The 22,613-nt window shown below is 67.8% G+C and carries 22 protein-coding genes and 1 tRNA gene; 10 read left to right on the top strand and 13 right to left on the bottom strand.

Annotated elements, in window-relative coordinates:
• Position 1: 1 nt before the first annotated feature.
• Together MRBLMI13_RS03900 and MRBLMI13_RS03895 are read right to left on the bottom strand one after the other, a co-directional pair.
• Complete coding sequence (locus MRBLMI13_RS03900; RefSeq protein WP_367820283.1) at positions 2–1,921, bottom strand: acetyl/propionyl/methylcrotonyl-CoA carboxylase subunit alpha; 1,920 nt, start codon at positions 1,919–1,921, stop codon at positions 2–4.
• Between the two features lie 5 nt (positions 1,922–1,926).
• Positions 1,927–3,480: a carboxyl transferase domain-containing protein gene (locus MRBLMI13_RS03895; protein ID WP_367820285.1), complete on the bottom strand. Its 1,554-nt coding sequence runs from the start codon at positions 3,478–3,480 to the stop codon at positions 1,927–1,929.
• 112 nt (positions 3,481–3,592) lie between these two features.
• On the opposite strand from MRBLMI13_RS03895, the gene MRBLMI13_RS03890 reads away from it, so the two are divergent.
• On the top strand, positions 3,593–4,186 hold the full coding sequence (locus MRBLMI13_RS03890; RefSeq protein WP_367820287.1) for a TetR/AcrR family transcriptional regulator: 594 nt from the start codon (positions 3,593–3,595) through the stop codon (positions 4,184–4,186).
• Here the strand turns inward: MRBLMI13_RS03890 and MRBLMI13_RS03885 are convergent.
• From MRBLMI13_RS03885 to pdhA, 3 genes are read right to left on the bottom strand one after another with little or no spacing between them, the layout of a single operon-like run.
• Positions 4,179–5,543 (bottom strand): dihydrolipoamide acetyltransferase family protein, encoded by a 1,365-nt coding sequence (locus MRBLMI13_RS03885; RefSeq protein ID WP_367820289.1) that lies wholly within the window; start codon positions 5,541–5,543, stop codon positions 4,179–4,181. The two genes, MRBLMI13_RS03890 and MRBLMI13_RS03885, sit on opposite strands and share 8 nt — an antisense overlap.
• Positions 5,540–6,550 carry an alpha-ketoacid dehydrogenase subunit beta gene (locus tag MRBLMI13_RS03880; protein ID WP_367820291.1) on the bottom strand — a complete coding sequence of 337 codons (1,011 nt, stop codon included), beginning with the start codon at positions 6,548–6,550 and terminating at the stop codon, positions 5,540–5,542. The genes MRBLMI13_RS03885 and MRBLMI13_RS03880 overlap by 4 nt, the downstream gene beginning before the upstream one ends.
• A 2-nt stretch (positions 6,551–6,552) precedes the next feature.
• Complete coding sequence (gene pdhA, locus MRBLMI13_RS03875) at positions 6,553–7,668, bottom strand: pyruvate dehydrogenase (acetyl-transferring) E1 component subunit alpha (protein ID WP_367821337.1); 1,116 nt, start codon at positions 7,666–7,668, stop codon at positions 6,553–6,555.
• Between the two features lie 168 nt (positions 7,669–7,836).
• Here pdhA and MRBLMI13_RS03870 point away from each other — a divergent pair, with 168 nt between their 5' ends.
• Positions 7,837–8,310 (top strand): Lrp/AsnC family transcriptional regulator, encoded by a 474-nt coding sequence (locus MRBLMI13_RS03870; RefSeq protein WP_042536698.1) that lies wholly within the window; start codon positions 7,837–7,839, stop codon positions 8,308–8,310.
• On the opposite strand, the gene MRBLMI13_RS03865 is transcribed toward MRBLMI13_RS03870, so the two are convergent.
• Positions 8,282–9,181: an alpha/beta fold hydrolase gene (locus MRBLMI13_RS03865; RefSeq protein WP_079112771.1), complete on the bottom strand. Its 900-nt coding sequence runs from the start codon at positions 9,179–9,181 to the stop codon at positions 8,282–8,284. The genes MRBLMI13_RS03870 and MRBLMI13_RS03865 overlap by 29 nt on opposite strands.
• 80 nt (positions 9,182–9,261) lie before the next feature.
• Here MRBLMI13_RS03865 and MRBLMI13_RS03860 point away from each other — a divergent pair, with 80 nt between their 5' ends.
• The 6 genes from MRBLMI13_RS03860 to MRBLMI13_RS03835 all read left to right on the top strand — a co-directional run bounded on the left by MRBLMI13_RS03860 (position 9,262) and on the right by MRBLMI13_RS03835 (position 13,733).
• The gene (locus MRBLMI13_RS03860) at positions 9,262–10,014 is read left to right on the top strand and encodes an exonuclease domain-containing protein (protein WP_367820293.1); all 753 of its coding nucleotides are present in this window, start codon (positions 9,262–9,264) and stop codon (positions 10,012–10,014) included.
• Positions 9,995–10,933 carry an AraC family transcriptional regulator gene (locus tag MRBLMI13_RS03855; RefSeq protein WP_367820295.1) on the top strand — a complete coding sequence of 313 codons (939 nt, stop codon included), beginning with the start codon at positions 9,995–9,997 and terminating at the stop codon, positions 10,931–10,933. Before MRBLMI13_RS03860 ends, MRBLMI13_RS03855 begins: the two co-directional genes overlap by 20 nt.
• 86 nt (positions 10,934–11,019) lie before the next feature.
• Positions 11,020–11,352 (top strand): hypothetical protein, encoded by a 333-nt coding sequence (locus MRBLMI13_RS03850; RefSeq protein ID WP_042536702.1) that lies wholly within the window; start codon positions 11,020–11,022, stop codon positions 11,350–11,352.
• A gap of 79 nt (positions 11,353–11,431) precedes the next feature.
• Positions 11,432–12,265 (top strand): glycosyltransferase, encoded by an 834-nt coding sequence (locus MRBLMI13_RS03845; RefSeq protein WP_367820297.1) that lies wholly within the window; start codon positions 11,432–11,434, stop codon positions 12,263–12,265.
• On the top strand, positions 12,262–13,095 hold the full coding sequence (locus MRBLMI13_RS03840; protein WP_367820299.1) for an endonuclease/exonuclease/phosphatase family protein: 834 nt from the start codon (positions 12,262–12,264) through the stop codon (positions 13,093–13,095). Before MRBLMI13_RS03845 ends, MRBLMI13_RS03840 begins: the two co-directional genes overlap by 4 nt.
• An 11-nt stretch (positions 13,096–13,106) precedes the next feature.
• Positions 13,107–13,733, top strand: coding sequence for a hypothetical protein (locus tag MRBLMI13_RS03835; protein ID WP_367820301.1), 627 nt, complete (start codon positions 13,107–13,109; stop codon positions 13,731–13,733).
• On the opposite strand, the gene MRBLMI13_RS03830 is transcribed toward MRBLMI13_RS03835, so the two are convergent.
• Positions 13,715–13,788: transfer RNA gene (locus tag MRBLMI13_RS03830), tRNA-Ile, on the bottom strand. The genes MRBLMI13_RS03835 and MRBLMI13_RS03830 overlap by 19 nt on opposite strands.
• Positions 13,789–13,817: 29 nt before the next feature.
• On the bottom strand, positions 13,818–14,354 hold the full coding sequence (locus MRBLMI13_RS03825) for a gamma carbonic anhydrase family protein (protein WP_367820303.1): 537 nt from the start codon (positions 14,352–14,354) through the stop codon (positions 13,818–13,820).
• 140 nt (positions 14,355–14,494) lie between these two features.
• Here MRBLMI13_RS03825 and MRBLMI13_RS03820 point away from each other — a divergent pair, with 140 nt between their 5' ends.
• Positions 14,495–14,980: a Dps family protein gene (locus MRBLMI13_RS03820; RefSeq protein ID WP_367820305.1), complete on the top strand. Its 486-nt coding sequence runs from the start codon at positions 14,495–14,497 to the stop codon at positions 14,978–14,980.
• A gap of 61 nt (positions 14,981–15,041) precedes the next feature.
• Here MRBLMI13_RS03820 and MRBLMI13_RS03815 read toward each other — a convergent pair whose 3' ends face one another.
• The 5 genes from MRBLMI13_RS03815 to MRBLMI13_RS03795 are packed head-to-tail and all read right to left on the bottom strand — an operon-like array spanning position 15,042 to position 19,907.
• On the bottom strand, positions 15,042–16,538 hold the full coding sequence (locus MRBLMI13_RS03815) for an amidohydrolase (protein ID WP_367820307.1): 1,497 nt from the start codon (positions 16,536–16,538) through the stop codon (positions 15,042–15,044).
• Complete coding sequence (locus MRBLMI13_RS03810) at positions 16,535–17,176, bottom strand: FMN-binding negative transcriptional regulator (RefSeq protein WP_056376779.1); 642 nt, start codon at positions 17,174–17,176, stop codon at positions 16,535–16,537. Before MRBLMI13_RS03810 ends, MRBLMI13_RS03815 begins: the two co-directional genes overlap by 4 nt.
• 23 nt (positions 17,177–17,199) lie before the next feature.
• Positions 17,200–18,198, bottom strand: coding sequence for an Fpg/Nei family DNA glycosylase (locus tag MRBLMI13_RS03805; RefSeq protein ID WP_367820309.1), 999 nt, complete (start codon positions 18,196–18,198; stop codon positions 17,200–17,202).
• Between the two features lies 1 nt (position 18,199).
• Positions 18,200–18,685, bottom strand: coding sequence for a ribose-5-phosphate isomerase (locus tag MRBLMI13_RS03800; protein WP_367820311.1), 486 nt, complete (start codon positions 18,683–18,685; stop codon positions 18,200–18,202).
• Between the two features lie 37 nt (positions 18,686–18,722).
• On the bottom strand, positions 18,723–19,907 hold the full coding sequence (locus MRBLMI13_RS03795) for a ferrochelatase (protein ID WP_367820313.1): 1,185 nt from the start codon (positions 19,905–19,907) through the stop codon (positions 18,723–18,725).
• A gap of 124 nt (positions 19,908–20,031) precedes the next feature.
• Between MRBLMI13_RS03795 and pepN the strand changes: the two genes are divergently transcribed.
• The gene (gene pepN, locus MRBLMI13_RS03790; protein WP_367820315.1) at positions 20,032–22,584 is read left to right on the top strand and encodes an aminopeptidase N; all 2,553 of its coding nucleotides are present in this window, start codon (positions 20,032–20,034) and stop codon (positions 22,582–22,584) included.
• Positions 22,585–22,613: the final 29 nt, after the last annotated feature.

Genomic DNA, 22,613 nt, shown 5'->3' with positions numbered 1-22,613 from the left:
CTCAGTTCTCCTCTGTCGTCATGTGCGCGACCTGTTGATCGCGTCGTACCTGATCGCCGACGGCGACCGTCAGGTGCACCGTCCCGTCGTGCGGTGCCAGCACCGGATGCTCCATCTTCATCGCCTCGATCGAGATGAGAGGGGTGCCGGCGGTCACCACGTCGCCGTCTCGGACGTGCACGGCGACGACGCTTCCCGGCATCGGGGCCCGCGCCTCCGGCCCGCTCTCGGTCTCGCGCTGTTCCCGCGCCTGCAGGCGGTGCAGCATGCGGGCCCGGCGATCCAGCGGCCGCAAGTGCACCGTGCGTCCGTCCTCGCTCACCCAGACACCGCCGTCGACGTCCGTCGCGACAGCCGCGCGGGATCGAGGACCGTCGGTCCCAGGGGCACAGATCACCTCGCCCCGGTCGGTGAGGAACCACACTTCGCGTCGGTCGTGCCTGGTGAGAGACTCCCACACCCGGCCCGCTCGTCGAGCCCTCCTGGCTTCGCCGAGGGAGTCATCGACGTGAGACACAGCGCGACTCGCCGCCTTCAGCATCGTCGGCGACGGCGGCTCGTCGTCGAGCGGCAGAAGCGTCTCGATGAGTCCGGTGTCGAGGTCTCCGGCCCTCACCCGCTCATCGCGGCAGAGCAACCGGAGGAAGGCGATGTTCGTGTCCACGCCCAGCACGACGGTTCTGCCCAGGGCCTCGTCGAGGCGGCGGAGGGCAGTGCTCCGGTCATCCGCGAAAGCGATGACCTTGGCGATCATCGGGTCGTAGAAGCCGGTCACCTCGCTGCCGGTCTCGACCGCCGCATCGACTCTCACCCCCTGAGGGGGGTCGAAGAGCAGAATGCGGCCGGTCGACGGAAGGAACCCGCGCTCGGGCGACTCGGCGTACACGCGCGCCTCGACTGCGTGCCCGCGCACCGTGGGTGCAGAGTCGAGGCGTCCTCCTGCGGCGACAGCGATCTGGAGGGCGACGAGGTCGAGTCCGGTCACCTCCTCCGTGACGGGGTGCTCGACCTGCAGGCGGGTGTTCATCTCGATGAAGAAGACCTGGTCGGGAGCATCTGCATCGATGAGGAACTCCACCGTGCCGGCGCCGACGTACGAGACACTCGCCGCGGCCTGGGTCGCGGCCTCGAGAAGACGGTCCCTTGTCGTTTCAGGGATGCCTGCAGACGGAGCCTCTTCGATGACCTTCTGGTGGCGGCGCTGGAGCGTGCACTCGCGCTCGCCGAGGGCGATCACCGTGCCGTGCGTGTCGCCGAAGACCTGCACCTCGATATGTCGTGGCCGCCGGATGAGCCTCTCCAGGATCAACGAGTCGTCACCGAATGCCGATAGCGCAACGCGGCGCGCAGAGGCCAGGGCGGCGCTCAGTCCGGCCGGCGTCTCGACGACCTCCATCCCCTTGCCGCCACCCCCCGCGCTCGGCTTCACGAGCAGGGGGTAGCCGACAGCGTCCGCCTCCTCGGCGATCTCCGCGTCCGACAGTCCTCTCGCGTCGAACCCGGGCACCACGGGGACTCCTGATCGGACGACGTGATCGCGGGCCTTGGCCTTGTCGCCCATGATCTGGAGCGCGTCGATCGGCGGCCCGATGAAGACGACACCGCTCTCGGCACATGCTTCCGCCAGCCCGACGCTCTCGGAGAGGAAGCCGTACCCGGGGTGGATGGCCTGCGCCCCGGTCGCACGCGCGGCCGCGATGACGGCGTCGATGTCGAGGTAGGACTCGGCGACCGGCGCCGGACCGATCCGCACGGCGTCGTCGGCCTCGCGCACATGGGGTGCATCGGCATCCGCATCGCTGTAGACGGCGACGCTGCGGATGCCCATGGTCTGCAGCGTGCGGATGATGCGGCGTGCGATCTCGCCCCTGTTGGCGACGAGCACCGTGTCGAATTCGCGGGAGGCAGAGGGGGTCGTCATCGCGGTCACATCCTGAAGAGGCCGAAGTGCGGCTCGGGAAGGGGGGTTCGGGCGACCACGTCGAGGGCGAGCCCCAGCAGGTCGCGAGTCTGGGCCGGATCGATGATGCCGTCGTCCCACAGGCGGGCAGTGGCGTAATACGGTTCGCCCTGGGTCTCGTACTGCTCACGGATGGGCTGCTCGAAGGCCGCCCGCTCCTCCGAGCTCCAGGCCTGCCCGCGTGCTGCGAGCTGGTCGTCCTTGACCGTCCCGAGCACGGAGGCCGCCTGGGCGCCGCCCATCACCGAGATGCGGCTGGCCGGCCACGTCCACAGGAATCTCGGCGAGTAGGCCCGTCCGCACATCGAGTAGTTGCCTGCGCCGAAGGATCCGCCGATGATCACGGTGAGCTTCGGCACGCGCGTGCTGGCAACGGCGGTGACCATCTTGGCTCCGTCCTTCGCGATGCCCCCCGCCTCTGCGTCCGCCCCGACCATGAACCCCGAGATGTTCTGCAGGAAGACCAAGGGGATGCCGCGCTGGTCGCACAGCTCGATGAAGTGCGCGCCCTTCAGAGCGGACTCGCTGAACAGCACGCCGTTGTTCGCCACGATCCCGACCGGATGCCCGTGCAGTCGCGCGAACCCGGTGACGAGGGTCGTGCCGTACTCCGCCTTGAACTCCCGGAACGTGTCGCCGTCGATCAACCTCGCGATGACCTCGTGCACGTCGTATGCGGCGTTGACGTCGACGGGGACGACGTCGTAGAGCGATCCGGACTCCGCGGGCTCACGAGTGTCGTGCACCTCCCACACCGGCTGGAGGGGCGCCGGCAGAGTGGCCACGATGTCACGCAGGATCTCCAGTGCGTGCTCGTCATCTTCGGCCAGGTGGTCGACCACACCGCTGCGACGGGCGTGCAGTTCACCGCCGCCGAGCTCTTCCGCGGAGACGACCTCGCCGATCGCCGCCTTGACGAGCGGCGGGCCACCGAGGAAGATCGTGCCCTGGTCCCGGACGATCACGGTCTCATCGCTCATCGCGGGGACGTAGGCGCCGCCTGCCGTGCAGGATCCCAGCACCGCCGCGAGCTGCGGGATGCCCTCCGCCGACATCCGCGCCTGGTTGAAGAAGATGCGACCGAAGTGCTCCCGGTCTGGGAACACCTCGTCCTGCTTGGGAAGGAATGCTCCGCCCGAATCGACGAGGTACAGGCAGGGCAGTCTGTTCTCGAGCGCGATCTCCTGCGCGCGCAGGTGCTTCTTGACCGTGAGCGGGTAGTAGGTTCCCCCTTTCACGGTGGCATCGTTGCAGACGACCATCACGTGGCGTCCGTGCACGAGGCCGATACCGGCGATCACTCCGGCGGCCGGCGCGTCTCCCCCGTACAGCCCGTCTGCGGCCAGAGGGGCGATCTCGACGAAGGGACTGCCCTCGTCGAGGAGCCTGGTCACCCGGTCTCGCGGAAGCAGCTTGCCCCGAGCGATGTGCCTCTCACGAGACGCTTCGGGACCGCCCCTGGAGGCGACCGCCAGTCGTTCGTGCAGCTCGGCGGCAAGGGCCTGCTGGGTTGCGGGCATCGTGACGTCCTCCTCGACCACACGGCGCCGGCGTCATCGCTCTGGCGCACTGGATGCTTTCTCGGTTAGTGTTCACTAACCGATCGCATCAGGTTAGCGAGGATTAACTGAGATGACAAGCCCCCCGACTGCGCGAGATCGCGCGAAGGCAGAGAGGTCGGACGCGATCCTCCGAGAGGCGGCCCGGCTCTTCGCCGAGAGCGGGTACAACGGGGTGAGCCTCGAGGACATCGGCGCCGCCGTGGGCGTATCCGGCCCTGCGGTCTACCGTCATTTCGCCGGAAAGCAGGCACTGCTCGGCGCCGTGCTGATCAAGGTGAGCGACGATCTCGTCTCCGGAGGAACCCGGGTCGCGGCCGACGGGTCCACGCCCGAAGAGCGTATCCACGCACTCGTCGCCTTCCACGTCGAATTCGCCCTCGGCAACGCCGACGTGATCCGCGTGCACGATCGAGATGTCGTGCACCTTTCATCGCAGGATCACTCCGCAGTCCGACGCCTGCAACGCGCCTACATCGAGCTCTGGATCGACACGCTGCACCCTCTCGTCGAGGCCGATGCCGACGAACTCCGCCTGCGGGTGCAGGCGTGCTTCGGGTTGATCAACTCGACTCCGCACAGCACGCGGGCAGCAGCCAGACACCACTCCGCCACCGCGGCAGTGCTCGCCGCGATGGCGGAATCGGCGCTCCGAGCGACTATCTGAGAAGCATCGCCCGGCCGGGTTCCTCCAGCACATCGGCGACGTCCTTGAGGAACCTCGCGCCCTCCGCTCCGTCGACGATCCGGTGATCGAAGGAGAGGCTGAGCGTCATCACGTGGCGAAGGGCGATCTCGCCGCGGTGCTCCCACGGAAGACGCCGGACCGCGCCGACCGCGAGGATCCCCGATTGCCCGGGCGGGAGGATCGGGGTGCCTGCATCGACGCCGAACACCCCGATGTTCGAGATCGAGAACGTGCCGCCGGACAGCTCCACCGGAGACGTCCTGCCCTCACGCGCCGTGGCGGCGAGAGACCTCACGGCATCCGCGAGCTCGATGAGGCTCATGGTCTCGGCGTCACGGATGTGCGGCACGATGAGTCCGCGGTCGGTCGCGGCCGCGATTCCGAGATCGACGTACCCGAACTGCACGATCTCTCCCGCGGATTCGTCCCACCGCGCGTTCAAGCCGGGGGCGCGGGTCAGCGCGAGACACACCGCCTTCGCCACGACGGCGAGTGGGCCGATCCGGTGCTCGGACAGCGACCGGTCGCCACGCAGCGACTCGAGAAGGTCCATGGTCGCTGTCACATCGACGGTGTGGAAGACCGTGACGTGCGGAGCGGTGAAGGCGCTCTCGACCATCGCTGCGGCGGTGTGCTTGCGGACTCCGCGAATGGGGATGCGCGTCTCGCGCGAATGCTCCCGGAGCCCGGTCGCGTCGTCCGGAACAGCAGTGCGTCGTGGCGTGGGGTCCGCCTGCTCGACAGTCACCCCGGTGCGGGAGACGTAGTCGTCGATGTCGGCGCGTGTGATCACGCGATCTCCGACCGACGCGGCGACCAGGGCGAGGTCGACGCCGAGACGCTTCGCATACGCGCGCACGGGAGGGGTGGACCGAGGCCGTTCGATGACGACCTCGACGCTCACAGTCGGCGAGGCGTCATGCGGTGCCGCCTCGAGCACCGCCGTGTCGGTCGTCGCTCTGGCTCCGGCCGCACGCCTGGCGCGCCGAGCGGGCCGCCCGGATGCCGTAGGGGCGGCTCCGTAGCCCACCAGGTTGGGCTGCGCCTTCTCCTGCCCATCGACTCCGCTCGAGCCTGCGGTGGACGGGCCATCGGCTCCCTCCACGTCGAACTCGATCAGCGGAGCACCGACCGCTATCGTCTGTCCCGCCTCGGCATGCAGGGCGGCGACGACGCCTTCGTAGGGAGACGGCAGCTCGACGATCGCCTTGGCCGTCTCGACCTCCGCCAGAGTCTGGTTGAGCGTCACCGTGTCGCCGGGTGCGACGAGCCACTGGACGACCTCCGCCTCTGTCAGCCCCTCGCCGAGATCCGGCAGTCGGAACTCCGCGTTCATGCGTCTGCTCCCGTCAGGCTGTTCGGACGGTCGAGAACGCGATCGACAGCATCCAGCAGCCGGTCGAGGTCCGGCAGGTGGTACTTCTCGAGCTTCGCCGGCGGATAGGGGACATCGTGTCCGGTCACACGCAGTGGAGCAGACTCGAGGTATTCGAAGCATCGCTCCGTGACGCTCGCGATCACCTCGGCGGCCATGCCTGCCTCGCGTGAGGCCTCGTGCGCCACGACGACCCGCCCGGTCTTGCGGACCGACGTCGCGACCGTGTCGTAGTCGACGGGCGACAGCGAACGCAGATCGATGACCTCCAGCGAGATGCCCTCGTCCTCCGCAGCCTCGGCCGCCTGCAACGCCGTCGTGACCATCGCCCCGTAGGTGATGAGGGTCGCATCGTCACCTGCTCGGACGACACGTGCGAGTCCCATCGGCGCAGCATCCGCCAGCGGTGCGTCGAGGTCGACCTCGCCCTTGTGGTGGTAGAGCCGCTTGGGCTCGAAGAAGATCACCGGGTCGTCCGACGCGATGGCCTGGCGCAGGCTCCGGTACGCATCCTCGGGATTCGACACGGCGATCACGCGCAGTCCTGCCGTGTGCACGAAATACGCCTCGGGCGATTCCGAGTGATGCTCGGCCGCGCCGATCCCGCCGGCCCAGGGGATGCGTATCGTGATCGGCATCCGTACCCGACCCTGCGTGCGGTAGTGCAGCTTGGCGACCTGGGCGACGATCTGATCGAACGCGGGGTACACGAAGCCGTCGAACTGGATCTCGACGACCGGCCGATAGCCACGGAACGCCAATCCGACAGCCATTCCGACGATGCCGGACTCTGCGAGAGGCGTGTCGATCACGCGCTTCGCACCGAACTCGTCGAGGAGTCCGTCCGTGATGCGGAAGACGCCGCCGAGTCTGCCGATGTCCTCGCCCAGCAGCACGACCTTGTCGTCGTCGCGCATCGCCTGGCGGAGACCCGCGCCGAGCGCCTTCCCGAGAGTGATCTGAGCCATCTTCACACCTCCCCGTCGAAGGATGCCAGGTACGCGGCGTACTCATCGCGCTGACGATCGAGCCCGGCGTGCGGCTCGGCGTAGACGCCGTCGAAGACGGCGAGCGGAGGGCGGGTCACCATGCTCAGGCACTCGGCGCGCATCTCCCGTGCCGCGACGTCGGCGGCCTTCTGAGTGTCGGCGATCTGCTCGTCGCTCAGCTCGCCCAGCGACCGCAGATGCGTTTCCAGCCGAGCGATGGGGTCGCGACGACGCCATGCCTCGAGCTCGTCATCCCTGCGGTAGCGAGTCGGATCGTCGGCTGTCGTGTGCGGGCCCATCCGGTAGGTGACGGCTTCGATGTAGGCGGGGCCCTTTCCTGATCGGGCGTGTGTAAGGGCCCAGCGCATCGCAGCCACGCATGCGAGGACATCGTTGCCGTCGACCCGGAGGCTCGGGATGCCGAAGCCGGGCGCCCGCCCGGCGATCGGATACTTCGACTGCACCGACACGGGCTCCGAGATCGCCCAGTGGTTGTTCTGGCAGACGAAGACGACCGGTGCCTGATAGGAGGAGGCGAAGATCATCGCCTCGTTGACGTCGCCCTGACTCGTGGCGCCGTCGCCGAAGTAGGTGACGGCGACTTCGTCCGCTCCTTCATGACGGATGCCGAGCGCGTAGCCGACGGCATGGAGCGTCTGCGCTCCGATGATGATCTGCAGCGGAGCGACCCGGAGTGCTGCAGGGTCGTGACCCGCGCCCTCCTCGCCGCGCCACATGCGGACGAAGTCGCCGGGCTCAGCGCCACGCGCGTAGATGACCCCCGTCTCCCGATAGCTCGGGAAGACGTAGTCCTGAGGAGCGAGCGCCCTCGCTGTGCCGATCTGGGTCGCTTCCTGTCCCTGGCACGGAGCCCAGAGCCCGAGCTGCCCCTGACGCTGGAGCGCGACGCCCTCGGCGTCGATACGACGGAGGATGACCATGTCGCGATGCAGCGCCCGCAGCTGTGCTGCGTCGACGTCATCGACATAGGAGTCGAGCAGCGGGTTCGAGATCCGCTCGCCCTCCGGTGAGAGGATGCGCTCGGCGAGTTCGAGATCCTGCGCCGTATCGACGATCGGGGTGATCTGCGGTGACATCATCGTCCTCCTCATTCGTGGCCGTCGTCACGGGTTCTACGCTCGGCCCCGGCCTCATCGCCGGTTGAGTCGAGCGTACGTCCGCTCATCACCTCGCTCAAGCAACCACGATCGGCTTGAGCATGTTGCCAAATCCGGGCATCCCCCACCCTGCTATCGTTTGGCACTATGGCCGGACTTGACCGCATTGATCTCGAACTGCTCGCCGCGCTCGCCGATGATCCCCGCGTCACGATCGTCGCGCTCGCGGAGAACCTCGGGCTGTCCCGCAACACCATTCAGGCGCGGATGGCGAGACTCGAGCAGACCGGGATATTCCAGTCGTACGAGCGATCGTTCTCGACAGACGTGCTCGGATTCCCGCTTCAGGCGTTCGTGAGCATCGGGGTGCGTCAGACCGAGCTGCCCCGCATCATCAACGAGCTGGCCCGCATCCCCGAAGTCGTGCAGGCGCATGGACTCAGCGGGTCGATCGACCTGCTCGCGCGCGTCGCGTGCAGAGACGCCAGACACCTCTTCGACACCGACGCGCGCATCCTGTCGATCGAAGGCGTGGAGCGCACCGAGACCTCTCTCGCGATGGGCGAGGTGATCCCGTTCCGTGTCGCCGGCCTCATCGGCCTCGCGCGACGGGAATCCTGAGGAATCGGCGAACGGCACCTGCGGCTTCGGCGGGCGTCTCGTAGTGGATCAGGTGTCCGACCTCGGCGATCTCGACCAGAGTGGCGTCGTCGAAGCGCTCCGCAAGCTGTCGCTCGACCTCGATGGGGGTGATGTCGTCTCGCTGGGCGGCGATGAGAAGCGTGGGCGTCGAGATCGAGGAGGCGAACTCGCTCACGTCATGCGACACGCTCGTCACGAACGCATCCCGGAGGACGTCGCGGTCGGCGAACCGCGAGAAGTAGGTGTCGTGCTGGTCGTGGATGAACCGCCGCAGCTGCGGGTCCGACGTCTTGGCCATCGTGATGCTCATGACCCTGACGATCAGGCGGTTGCGCAGGAGCGCCGTTCCCGCTCGTTCGGGCAGGCGCGCTCCGAGTGAGTAGTACAGGACCGCGAGACGCGTCATGATGCCCTTGGGTCCCTCGAGTGCGGGCGCTCCGATGGGGTTGATCAGGATCAGCCGCGGGGTCTCGAGACCCGCTGCGACCGCCGCAGAGGCGACGATCGATCCGAAGGAGTGCCCGAGTATCACCGCCCCGGGAGCCACCGTCGCCGCGAACTCCTTCAGCCACGCGACGTATTCGTCGAGATCGTAGGAACGGCCGGCGACTGGCGCCGTCTCGCCGAATCCCGGGAGATCGGGAGAGATCACGCGAACCTCCGGAAGGAACGCGAGGATCGGCTCGAGGCCGTGGTGCTCCCCTCGGAATCCGTGCACCGCGACGATCGTCACGTCAGCGTCGGCGGGTCCGTACTCCCAGAACACGGTGGTCCCACCTCGAACATCGACCTCGTGGCGCACGACCGGCAGTCGGCTCAGGCGGTCTGCATAGGGAGAGGGCGCGGTCATGGACCAAGTCTAGAGTCGGCGGATGCATGCTCTCCGTGTGCCTCCGTCCGGATGTCGGAGCCCGGATCTACGGTGAAAGCATGCCCCCGCCCCCCTCGCTCCCGCACTGGATCACTCGTGTAGGCGTGTTCGACCTCGAGACCACGGGGATCGACGTGGAGAAAGACCGCGTCGTCACCGCGCATGTGGGGCTGCTCGACGCAGACGGACGTGAGATCGCCGCGAGGGACTGGCTGTCTGATCCTGGAGTGCCGATACCCGAGGGGGCCACGGCCGTGCATGGAGTCACCACCGAGCATGCCCGCCGGCACGGGCGTCCGGGCGCTGAGGTGGTCGGAGAAGTGACCGCTGCCCTGCGGTCGCTGCTCTCACAGGGGGTTCCGATCGTCGCGTACAACGCGGCGTACGACTTCTCCCTCCTGGCTCACGAGGCGCATCGCCACGGAATCGCACCGCTGGAGGATCCCTCCCCGATCATCGACCCTCTCGTGATCGACAAGGCCTACGACCGGTACCGCCCCGGCAAGCGCACTCTCGAGGTGGTCGCCGCCCTCTACGCGGTGCGACTCGAGGATGCCCACGAGGCGGCCGCGGACGCGGTGGCCGCAGGCCGGGTCGCGCAGGCCCTGGCGCGCCAGTTCGTGCTTCCCGAGACGCTCGAAGAGCTGCATACGCGCCAGATCGGGTGGGCGCGTTCTCAGGCGGCGAGCCTGACGGAGTACTTCATCCGGATCGGCCGTCTCGAGCCGGAGGAACGCCTCGACGGCACCTGGCCTGTGCGCGCACACCGCACCCGAGGGGAGGAGCCTCGCGATGCGGTTCCGAACCAGTGACGTCTCACGCGTCGAGAGCACCTGGAAGCAGTTCGTCCCGTCTGCGGTCCTGCACGACGTCGACCCCGAGCGCTTCCACTTCGATTGGCACTCTGCGGATCTCGGCGGCGTGAGCCTCGTTCGCTACGACCTGGCAGCGGAGGTGCGTTCGACCGCGGAACCACTCGACCAGGTTCTGGTGTGCCGGGTGGACGGTCCGGATGCGCGGGTGTACTCCGATCGGGGCGATCTCGATGCGAGCCGCCCGTGGATCTCGGACGGACCCCGAGTGCATGCACGATGGGACGCGGGGGCACGAGTGGCGGCGCTCGTGTTCGACCGCGACACTCTGTCGCGCCTCGCGCGGCGGATAAGCGGTGACGACGACCTCTCCATACGTGTCGAGGACCTCTCCCCTCGCTCCGCGTACGCGGCCGCGGCATGGGATCGCATGTTCGCGTATCTCGAGCAGAGCGCCGCACCGCTCGGTGACACCACGGACGATCTCGAACTCCTGCGCAGCGAGTTGGCGCGCCATGCGGCGGCCACGACGGTCGCCGCGTTCGCGACGACGAGCCGCCTCGAACGCCATCGCCCGGCACAGACCACAGCCGCTCCGGCGACCGTGCGCCGTGCTCTCGATTTCATCGCCGAGAACTCGCACCGGCCGATCACCGTCGATGATGTCGCCGCGGCCGTGCACATCTCGACGCGGGGATTGCAGTACGCCTTCCGACGAGCGCTCGACACGACGCCGGCCGAGTCGCTGCGACGGGCGCGGCTGGACGGCGCCCATCGCGACCTGCAGTCCGGGGCGCCCTCGACCGTCGCCGCGGTGGCCCGCCGATGGGGTTTCTCACATCCTTCGCGATTCGCCGCCGCGTATCGCGACAGCTTCGGTGTGCTTCCCTCTGTGACGGCCGCGACGCATCGCCGATGACATTATGCGAACAGATTGTTCGCTCCCCTCGCGCGCCGAGGGTGGCCGGTGCGATGGTTCGCCCCCCGGCGCATATATTCCGAGATATGGGTTCTCTCTACTACGGCGCCTCCGAGCCGATCCATATCGACGATCGTGCACTCGCGCACCTCAAGGTCGTCGTTGCGACGAAGCTGCGTCGCAACGAGAGCTTCACACTGACCTGGAAGCACCCGGACGGAGACCCTGAAGGCCGCTCGACGGTCTGGCTGCATCCGTCGATCCCCCTGAGGTTCGTCTTCGACGAGAGCGAGGCGCCCGAGCTCAGCCGTCGATGGATCGAGGATCTCGCCCATTCGGCCAACTCGAGCGGCGGCATCACGCTCGTGGAGGAGCTGATCGAGCCTTCGTCCGACCTGCAGGCTGCAGACGCTCGCTGATCCGGGCGCGGAGGGTCGGGCGGGCTCCGCAGTGTCAAGTCCCTCGTTCTATCCGTCGATCGATGACATGATCGCGCCGATGACGGAACGCAGCGAAGGGCATGTGGTCGACAGTGCCGCCACGGTCCGGTCACGGATAGGGCCCGCCCACTCCCCCACCATCTCGGTGGTCGTGCCTGTCAAGGACGACGCAGCTCTGCTGGCACGGTGTCTGCGGGCCCTGCACGCCCAGGAGTCGCCGGCGGACGAGATCATCGTGGTCGACAATGATTCGTCCGATTCGTCGGCCTCGGTGGCTCGAGCCTCGGGCGCGCGCGTGCTCACCTGCATCGAGCCGGGCATCCCCGCTGCGGCGTCCACCGGATACGATGCCGCACGCGGTGATCTGATCCTCAGACTCGACGCGGACTGCGAACCGGATGCCGACTGGATCTCCGCGGTCGTCTCGGCCTTCGGGCAGGACGAGCTCATCGGGGCCGTCACCGGAGGTGCGCGCTTCACCGACGGCCCTGTGGCGCTCCGTGTCCCGCTCGCTCGGCTCTATCTCGGCGCGTACACGAGCCTCTTGAGCGTGACTCTCGGTCATAGACCGCTGTTCGGCTCGAATCTCGCGTTCCGCAGGGAAGCATGGCATGCGGTGCGAGCGGACGTGCATCGCGGCGATGCACACATCCACGATGACCTCGACCTCGCCTTCCACCTCGGCGAGAACCACCGCATCGCTCGGCTCCCCGACGAGTCGATGGGGATGTCGATGAGACCGTTCACCGCAGGGCAGTTCGGCCGGCGCGTGCAGCGAGGCTTCCGCAGCGTGCTCGTGCACTGGCCGCGCGACTTCCCCCCTGTGCGGTGGGCACGCCTGGTGGTCCGCCGTCGCCTACGCGGCCCCGCAGCACGGCGGACACGACGATGACCGTGCCCGCGCTGATCGGCCCTGTGGTCGCACCGGAGCTGCACGCGATGTCGTTCAACATCCGCCGGGCCATGGAGGGCTTCGCGCGTCCGAAGCAGGACCGCTGGAGTGTGCGCGCCCCGGCAGTCGCTGAGATGCTGCGCTCGGAGCGTCCGACGATCCTCGGGCTGCAAGAGGTGCTTCCCGGCGCGATGACGGTCGTCACCCGAGCGCTCGGCCCCACTCACCGGTTCATCGGCAGAGGACGAGGCCGCGAAGGCACGGGCGAGGGCACCCCGCTCGTCTACGACGCCGAACGCCTGGAACTTCGCGGATGGGAGCAGCAGGCCCTTTCAGCGCGCCCAGACGAACGGGGCAGTCGATCCTGGGGCAACCTCATCCCCCGCATTCTCGTGACGGCGGAGTTCGCCGACACGTCGACGGGCATCCGGTTCCTCGTCGTCAACACCCATCTCGACCACCTGTCCTCTCGTTCACGACGACGATCGACCGAGGCCATCTCCGCGCTGGTCCGGAAGCGTGCTCTTCCGACGATCGTGATGGGTGATCTCAATGCCGGTGCCCGCTCCCGCGCCGTACGCACGCTTCTGTCGTGCGCGGAGCTCACCGACTCCTGGAGCGCTGCCGAAGACCGGCTGACACCGCTGTGGAGCACGCTCAACGGATATCGACGACCGCGGCTCACAGGGCGGCGCGTCGACTGGATGCTCGTCAGCCGAGACGTCCGGGTGCGTGCTGCCGGCATCAACGCAGGTGTCTTCGATGGGATCAGACCCTCGGATCACCTGGCAGTGCAGGCGCTGCTGCGTCTGGACGGGAAGACACAGTGAAAGAGGACACAGTGAAAGAAGACTTCCTCCGTCCGCCTCGGTCCCTCGCGGAGTGGTCCGCAGACTCTCTGCGCGTTCTGGGGATCGTCGGCGTCGGCGTGGCGCTGATCTGGCTCGCGCCGACGGACGCCGGCATCGCCGCACTCGCTCTTCCGGCCCTGATGCTGCCTCGAGTGCTGGGACTGCGCGGGTGGTTCGATCTGGCGGTCTGCGCGACCGTGCTCGTGGCCGCGTGGAGCAACATATTCGACCTGTACCGGACGATCCCGGGCTGGGATCTGGTCGTGCACCTGATCTGCACGGGGATTCTGACGATCGTCGCTGCGCTGATCCTCACGCGGGCGGAGGTCGTCACGATGACTCGCGACCACGGCGCCCGGCCGCGAACTCCGCTCGTCCTGGCACCGCTCCTGGCCCTCGCACTCAGCGCCATGTGGGAGATGGTCGAGTGGCTGGGCTGGGCCTACCTCAGCGACGAGATCTTCGTCACGTATCAGGACACGATCGGCGACATGGTCTTCGGCGGACTCGGCGGTATCGCTGCCGGCGTCATCCTCGCGACGTCATCTCTGAGACGACCGCGCTCGACAGATGGCGTGGGCGGCTCAGCGAACAGGAGTAGGGCGGGCGGGACTTGAACCCGCGATCGTTGGGTTATGAGCCCACTGCCTTAACCAGCTTGGCCACCGCCCCGTGATGACAAGCCTATCGGGCCGAACCGGTCAGATCGGTGTCGCGGCGACGTGCGTCTCGAGGTGCACCAGATAGATGTCGGCGTTGGCGATCAGGTCGGCACGCTCGTCGTCGCTGAGGGACCGACGCACCTTCGCAGGAACCCCCGCCACCAGTGAGCCGTCCGGCACCTCGGTTCCTCCGAGCACGACTGCTCCGCCGGCGATGAGGCAACCCGCACCGATGACCGCGCCGCTGAGCACGACAGCCCCCATGCCGATGAGCGAGCCGTCTCCGATCGTGCATCCGTGCACCACGGCGTTGTGACCGATGGACACCTTGTCACCGATGGTGACGGGATGAGCCGCATCGACGTGGACCGAGACGTTGTCCTGCACATTGCTGCCTCGACCGATCACGATGGATGCCGAGTCGCCTCGGAGCACGGCGTTGTACCAGACGCTCGCGCCTTCAGCCAGCGAGACGTCGCCGACGATGCGCGCTCCCTCGGCGACGAACGCGTCTTCGGGTACCGACGGGGTCTTCCCCGGGAGCGCGAGGACAGAGGCTCCGGCTGCGATGCTCATGAGGTGAGACTATCCTCCCAAGGCCGGATTTCCGCATGATTCCGGGGCACTAAGCCGAGCCTTCGCTTGCTTGCGGAATGTTTTCAGACGAGTAGCGTTGTCATCATCAGGCACGAAGAGACAACTCCGGAGGAGTCAAGATGAGCAAGGTACAGACCGTTTCCACCACCGCCAGCGACCCGACAGTGGCAGCTGCAGCGGCTCAGTTCCTCTCCCCCGTCGTGCTCGGACTCCAGGCACTGACGATCGATGGCAAGCAGGCGCACTGGCACGTGCGCGGCGCCAACTTCGTCGGCGTCCACGAGCTTCTCGACACGATCGTCGCGCACGCAGGAGACTTCGCCGACACCGCCGCCGAGCGGATCGTCGCCCTCGGCCTGCCGATCGACGCGCGTATCGGCGCCGTGGCCGCCAAGGGCAGCGCTACGTCGGTTCCCGCCGGCTTCACCCAGTCCGACGAGCTCGTGCGCGCTGTCATCTCCGACATCGACGCGATCCTCATCGACGTGAAGGCTGCGATCGATGGGCTCGACGAGGTCGACCTCACGAGCCAGGACGTCGCGATCGAGATCATGCGCGGACTCGAGAAGGACCGCTGGTTCCTCGTGTCGCACATCGCCGCATAAGCATCCGTCTGACGAAGAAGGGCACCGGGTTTTCCCGGTGCCCTTCTTCGTGCTCCGGATGTCAGGCGCCGTAGGTCAGACGCCCCGCCACCATCGTCGCCGTCACCGGCATCCCTCGCAGATCCGCACCGGAGGCGGTCAGCGGGTCGTAGCCGCACAGGGCGACATCGGCCAGCTCGCCCGGGCGCACAGAGCTGCGGACGCTCGCCTGGAGCGCCTGCTCGCGTGTCAGCCGCTCCTCGGGGTGCCACGGATCACGGTCGTCGTCGGTGCGGGTGACGGCAGCGGCGATCGCCTGCCACGGATCGAGCGGTGCCACAGGCGCGTCCGATCCGAAGCGCAGCTCGACACCGGCGTCCCGCAGGGCGCCGAGCGGATAGCCGATCGAGGTCTGCCCTGCCCAGTGCCGGCCGACGAGATCTCTGTCGTCGAGAGCGTGCTGCGGCTGCACGCTCGCGATGATGCCGAGTCTGCCGAACCGCGCGAGATCTGCGTGACGCACCAGCTGGGCGTGCTCGATGGTGCCCACCGCACCAGACGCGGTGAAGGCATCGAGCGCGCCGGTGACGGCGCGGTCGCCGATCGCGTGCACGGCGACCGCGAGTCCTGCTCCGGTCGCGACGGTGAGCAGCTCTGCGAGCTCGGCCGGAGGCACGGTGAGCACCCCGAAATTCTCGGGATCACCCGGATACGCGTGTGAGCACGCGGCGGTGCGGGTGCCCAGCGAACCGTCGCTGATGATCTTCAGCGGCCCGACATGGATCAGGTCGCGCCCGGCTTCCGGCGCGTCCTCGTCCTGGTGCAGCTCACCCGACCTCAGGCCGGCACGGATGGCTCGCTCGAGGTCGAACGGATAGATCGCGAACTCGACGCGATGCGCGGCGAACCCCGCCGCGACTCGGCGTGGCCACGCATCGGCATTCCATGCCATGTCGAAGTCGACCAGCCCCGTGACGCCGCGGGACGCTGCTCGCTCCCCCGCGTCCCGGACCGCCGCATCGCCGCGAACAGGATCCACGGCATTCAGTCGACGAGAGATCTCGAACGCGTCCTGCTCGCGCAGCATCCCGTCGGCGCTGGCGAACCCCTCGAGTCGCAAGGCAGCCGAGTTGAGCCACGTGCTGTGCACGTCTGCGTTTATGAGGTAGGTGGGGACCTCTCCGGTGACGCTGTCGAGCAGAGCGAGCGTCGGGTGATCCGGCCACATCGCATCGCGGAATCCGCTGCCCACCTTCCGTCCATCCGGCAGGGGTGCCGCGGCCGCCATGATCGCAGCTGCCTCAGACGCGGAGGCCGCGCTGCCGAGTGCGACTCGCTCCGCCGCCAGCGCCCACTGGACCGTGTGAACATGGTTGTCCCACAGGCCGGGCACTGCCCAGGCCCCGTTGCCCTCGAGGATCTCGCCCTGCGGCGCGACAGCTCCGGTGGGAGCGATGTCGCTGATGCGACCGTCTTCGATGAAGATGTCCACAGGCTCGTCGTCGATCAGGAACTCTCTTCCAGGGCCGGAGACGCGCACGCCGACGAGGGTGCCGACCCGCTCTCCGATCCCGATCACGAGCGACCTCCGACGCGCGCCTGCTGAGCACGGCGCATCTCGGCCGCGAGGGCGGGCTGCCTGTACGGCCCGTCGGCCTCGAGCTCGGCGATGACCGTCTCCACGGTCTCGGCCGGCTTGTTCTGACTGAGCTTGCGCTTGGCGACGACCCTGGTCGGGGTGAGTCTGAAGCCCACCGTCCCTGTGGCCAGGCGAGTGACGAACGCGGGATCGTTCGGCCGTTCCCACATGCGCCGTGGCTCCGGCATCCGTCCCTCGAAACGGTCGACCAGCCGGTCGAGCACGGCGAGGTTCTCTTCGTCGCTGAGGATCTCGGGAATCCCTGCGAGATGCACGGCCGTGTAGTTCCAGGTCGGAACCGACGGCACATCGCCGTACCAACCGGGCGAGATATAGCCGTGCGGTCCCTGGAAGACGACGAGCAGCTCCCCATCCCCCAGGCCGTGAATCAGGTCGTCCGGCCGCCCGACATGCCCCACGACCGTCAAGTCGTCATGGTCGTCATCGAGAAGAACGACGTAGTGCGAAGAGACCAGGCCGTCGGGACCGTGGCTCACGATCGTCGCCCAGGGATTGGCATCGACGATCCGACGGATCTCGGCCACATCCGCGAGCGTGAAACTGGGGTTCTGACGCATCCCCTCAGCCTATGGCCGACGGGTCACGCTTGGCAGCGCGGGCACCAGTACAGCTTGCGCGCGCCGATCTCCTCGAGAGCGATCTCGGTGCCGCAGATACGGCACGGCAGACCTGCGCGATGGTAGACCCAGTGCCGGTCGTCGCGGCTCGCCATCGCGGCGCGGTACGAATCGGGCGAGAGATCATCCATGGTCATCATCTGACCGGTCTCGACGCCGACGGCGAGGAGACGCACCCAGTCATGCCACAGGGCTCGCACGACGTCCTCGGGAACCTCTCGGCCGGGGGTATGCGGGTTCAACCGCTGGCGGAACAGCATCTCGGCCCGATACACGTTGCCGATGCCGCTCACCACGGCCTGATCCATGAGCAGGAGAGCGATCACCGTCTGCTTCTTGCGGACCGCCGCGACGAAGCGCTCCTCGTTCTGCACCGGATCGCCCACGAGCGGATCGGGACCGAGCTTCGCGACGCTGGCGAGCATCTCCTCAGGAGTCTGCAGCACGCATGCCGTGGGACCGCGAAGGTCAGCGGCGGTGATGTCGGTCATCAGACGCAGCCGAACCTGCCCGACGACCGGCGGCGGCCACTCGAGCCCCTCGTCAGCGAGACCCTTCGTCTGCTCCGACATGCGAACGTGCACACGGGTTCGACGGGGCGCGCCGATCGACGCCAGCGAGTTCTCTCCGGCATCGTCGAGGATCTCCTCATCCACCACCGTGCCCCTCTGGTTGGTCTGCCCCATGCGACCGTTCGCAGACGCGATGGTGGGGTCCACCAGGATGTCGCCGGCGAAGTCCCAGGCTCCGTAGAGACCGAGGTGCACGCGCAACCACACATCGCCTTCAGCCTCGAGGAACATCTGCTTGCCCACAGCCTGCACGCTGATCGCCTCGCGTCCGTTCAGGACGGCCGCCCCCTCGGCGAATCGTCCCTGCGGGCTCGAGGCGAGCATCGGCTTGCCGACGAAGTTCCGATCGAACTGACGAGCGATGCGATGGACGGAGTGGCCCTCGGGCATGTCAGGCTCGCGGGTCCGGAAGCAGCGAGCCGTCGCGCTCGAAGTCCGCGATCTGACCGATGCGGCGGATATGACGCTCGTCTCCCGAGAACGGCGTGGCGATGAAGGTGTCGATGAACGAGGTGACCTCGTCGAAGGAGTGCTGACGCGCCCCGATCGAGATCACGTTCGCATCGTTGTGCTCACGGGCGAGCTCTGCGGTGGACGTGTTCCACACCAGCGCGGCGCGGACACCGGCGACTTTGTTCGCGGCGATCTGCTCGCCGTTCCCCGAACCGCCGAACACCACGCCGAGCGTCTCGACCCCGGCCCTCTGGTCCGCCACGACCGCCTGCGCAGCGCGGATGCAGAACGCGGGGTAGTCGTCGAGCGCGTCATAATCGACCGGCCCGTGGTCGACGACTTCATGGCCTGCGCTGCGCAGATGGTCCTGCAGCTGCGTCGAGAAGTCGAGACCGGCGTGATCGGTGGCGATATGGATGCGCATGGCATCCATCCTAGAAGCGCAGACGGTCAGCGGGTGCTCACGGAGCCACGCCGGCCGCAGCCGGCTTGAATCCCGCCCGGACGTTCTCGCAGCAGCCGGGGCGGCACACATCGAACGCACCGGGCAGAGAGGTGACATGGGGGCGATCCTCGTTCGGACGACCCTCCAGGCGCTCGACGATCAGGTCGACGATTCCGCTGACGAACGACGGGGCGACTCCGGGCGTCGGAGTACGCGTGAAGGCGAGTCCCGCCTCCTCGGCGGCTTCGGCGGCCTCGGTGTCGAGGTCCCAGAGCACCTCCATGTGATCGCTCATGAACCCGACGGGCACCACCGCCACGGCCTTCCGGCCGCGTTCGGGCAGCTCGCCGATGACGTCGCACACATCAGGCTCGAGCCACGGCTGCGAGGCGGGGCCCGACCGGGACTGGTAGACCAGCTCCCACGAGACGTCAGCCGCTGCCGGGATGCTCTCACGGACGCGATCCATCACCCACGCGGCGACGGCGAGATGCTGCGCGGCATACGCGCCGCCCTCGCCCCAGTCGATGTCCCGCGCGCCCGAGCGCTCGGCATCCGCGGTCGGGATGCTGTGGGTGGAGAAGAGGATCTGGATGTCGGCCGGGGCGATTCCCTGACCGAGGAAGGTCTCCACGGCCTCGCGGACACCCGTCTCGAACGACTCGACGAACCCGGGGTGGTCGTAGAAGGGTCGGATCTTGTCGATCGTCACCGTCTCGCCGAGCTTCGTCTCCTCGAGCACTCGCGCGAAGTCCTCGCGATACTGCCGGCAGCTCGAGAAGGAGCTGTAGGCGCTCGTGGCGAAGGCGAGGAGCGTCGTCTTGCCGTCGGCTGCGGCTTCGGTGACGACCTCTTCGAGGTAAGGACTCCAGTTGCGGTTACCCCAGTACACCGGAAGATCGATGCCGCGGCGCGCGAGCTCGCCCTCGAGCGCCTCCTTGAGGATGCGGTTCTGTCCGTTGATGGGGCTCACGCCGCCGAAATGGCGGTAGTGGTGCGCCACCTCTTCAAGGCGCTCGTCCGGGATCCCCCGCCCCCGCGTGACATTGCGCAGGAAAGGTATGACGTCCTCCTGCCCTTCAGGGCCACCGAACCCGGCGAGCAGGATGCCGTCGTAGGCCACCGGGGTGGTCATATACGGCGCGCCGGAGGCAGCGGCATCGGAGGCAAAGAGGACGGTGTTCTGCTCGATCGCGGTCACCCGTCCATTCTTTCATCTCCTGGAAGTGAGTCAGGCCGCCGTGCTGGCGTAGGCTGTCATGGTTGCCGTGGGCGCCAACTGCGCTGGGTTGCGGCAGCATCCCCTCACCCCTGGGAGTACAGCTGTGCCTGGAGAGAACCTCACCCGCATCGAAGCGCAGGAGCGCCGCGACGTCATCGACACCCAGTCGTACGAAGTCTCGCTCGACCTGACGAAGGGTGCGGAGGTCTTCGGCTCCCGCAGCGTCGTCCGGTTCACCGCGACGCCGGAGAGCATCACCTTCATCGACCTGATCGCACGCGACGTGCGCGAGATCTCGTTGAACGGAGAGCAGCTGGACCCCGACGAGGTCTTCGCCGACTCGCGCATCGCGCTCGCCGGCCTGCAGGCCGAGAACGTCCTCGTGGTCGATGCGGACTGCCTCTACACCAACACCGGCGAGGGACTGCACCGCTTCGTCGACCCTGTCGACGGCGAGGTCTACCTCTACTCCCAGTTCGAGGTCCCCGACTCGCGGCGCGTGTTCGCCGTGTTCGAGCAGCCCGATCTGAAGGCGACGTTCCAGTTCACGGTGACGGCACCGGCGTCCTGGAAGGTCGTGTCGAACTCCCCCACGCCCGAGCCCATCGTCCACGACGACCACTCGGTCGCGACGTGGGGCTTCGAGCCCACGCCGCGCATCTCGTCGTACATCACGGCTCTGGTCGCAGGCCCCTACGAGGCGACGTTCTCCGAGCTCACCAGCGCCTCGGGCCGGGTCATCCCGCTCGGCGTCTACGGACGCAAGAGCCTGTGGCAGCACCTCGACGCCGACTACATCTTCGACAAGACGCGCGAGGGCTTCGCGTACTTCGAGTCGAAGTTCGGCGTTCCCTACCCGTTCGCGAAGTACGACCAGCTCTTCGTCCCCGAGTTCAACGCCGGTGCGATGGAGAACGCGGGAGCGGTCACCTTCACCGAGACGTACGTGTTCCGCAGCAAGGTCACCGACGCCGTCAAGGAGCGCCGCGTCGTCACGATCCTGCATGAGCTCGCGCACATGTGGTTCGGCGACCTCGTGACCATGAAGTGGTGGAACGACCTCTGGCTGAACGAGTCGTTCGCCGAGTGGGCGTCGACGATCGCGACCGCGGAGGCCACCGAGTGGACCGAGGCGTGGACCACCTTCAACGCGATGGAGAAGACCTGGGCCTACCGCCAGGATCAGCTTCCCTCGACCCACCCCATCGTGGCTGAGATCAACGACCTCGAAGACGTGCAGGTGAACTTCGACGGGATCACGTACGCGAAGGGCGGCTCGGTTCTCAAGCAGCTCGCCGCCTGGGTGGGCATCGAGGCGTTCTTCGCCGGCGTCTCGCAGTACTTCCAGAAGCACTCGTGGGGGAACACCGAGCTGAGCGACCTTCTCACCGAGCTCGAAGCCACCAGCGGACGCGATCTGAGCACCTGGTCGAAGAAGTGGCTCGAGACCGCGGGCGTGAACACGCTCGAACCGGTGATCGCAGACGACTCGGACGGCACGATCACACGATTCGCCGTGACGCAGACCGCTCCGGCCGACTACCCGACCATCCGTCCGCACCGGCTCGGCATCGGGTTCTACAACCTCCAGGACGGCGCACTCGTGCGCTCGCACTACGCCGAGGTCGACGTCGACGGAGACCGCACCGAGGTTCCCGAGCTGCATGGCCTCGCGCGTCCCGACCTCGTGCTGCTCAACGACAATGACCTCGCCTACGCGAAGATCCGCCTCGACGAGCGCTCCCTCGCCACCGCGATCGCGCACCTCGCCGACATCAGCGACCCCCTCGCGCGCTCCCTCGTCTGGGGCGCCGCCTGGGACCAGACCCGCGACGCCGAGACCGCGGCCTCCGATTACATCGACCTGGTGCTCGGCAACATCGGCCGCGAGACCGAGTCGACCACGGTCCGCACGACGCTCGCGCAGCTGCGCAGCGCCGCGACGCTCTACGTCAGGCCAGAGGCTCGTCTCGCCGCTCGCCAGAAGGTCGCAGACGGACTCTGGGCTCTTGCAGAAGCCGCCGAATCGGGCAGCGACAGTCAGCTCCAGTTCGTGACGGCCTTCGCCAACGCCCTGGTCACTCCCGAGCACGCGGGCATCGTGGGGCGCCTGCGCTCCGGCGAGGAGACACTCCCTGGCCTCGAGATCGACGCGGACCTCAGCTGGCAGCTGCTCGTCGGACTCGCCACGATCGGCGCGACGGATGCTGCATCCATCGACGCCGCGCTCGCGTCTGACAACACGTCGAAGGGCGGCGAGTTCGCCGCGCAGGCACGTGCGGCGCTGCCCGACTCCGCCTCGAAGAAGGCGGCCTGGGCGTCGCTGATCGAACGCGACGACGCTCCGAACACGATCGTGCGGTCCGCCGCGCTCGGCTTCGTGCACCCGGCCGGCGCCGAGGCTCTTCGCGAGTTCGTGCCCGCGTACTTCGACATGCTGGTGCCGATCTGGGAGTCCCGCAGCTACCAGATCGCGCAGTATCTGATCGTGGGCCTGTTCCCCACGGCCATCGCCGATGTCGAACTGCGCGACGCGACACGCGCGTGGCTGTCGGCCAACCAGGACGCGGCACCGGCGCTGCGCCGTCTGGTGCTCGAGAACCTCGCCGACGTCGAGCGCTCGCTCGCTGCGCAGTCCCGCGACGCGGAGGACTGAGCCCGCTTCTCCGATCAGGCCTCTGCGCG

It is taken from the genome of Microbacterium sp. LMI13-1-1.1 (assembly GCF_040815625.1).
In the GTDB taxonomy this organism is placed as follows: Bacteria; Actinomycetota; Actinomycetes; order Actinomycetales; family Microbacteriaceae; genus Microbacterium; species Microbacterium forte.
The sequence above is the reverse complement of the archived record's forward strand: the minus strand, read 5'-3'. Positions and strand labels throughout refer to the sequence as shown.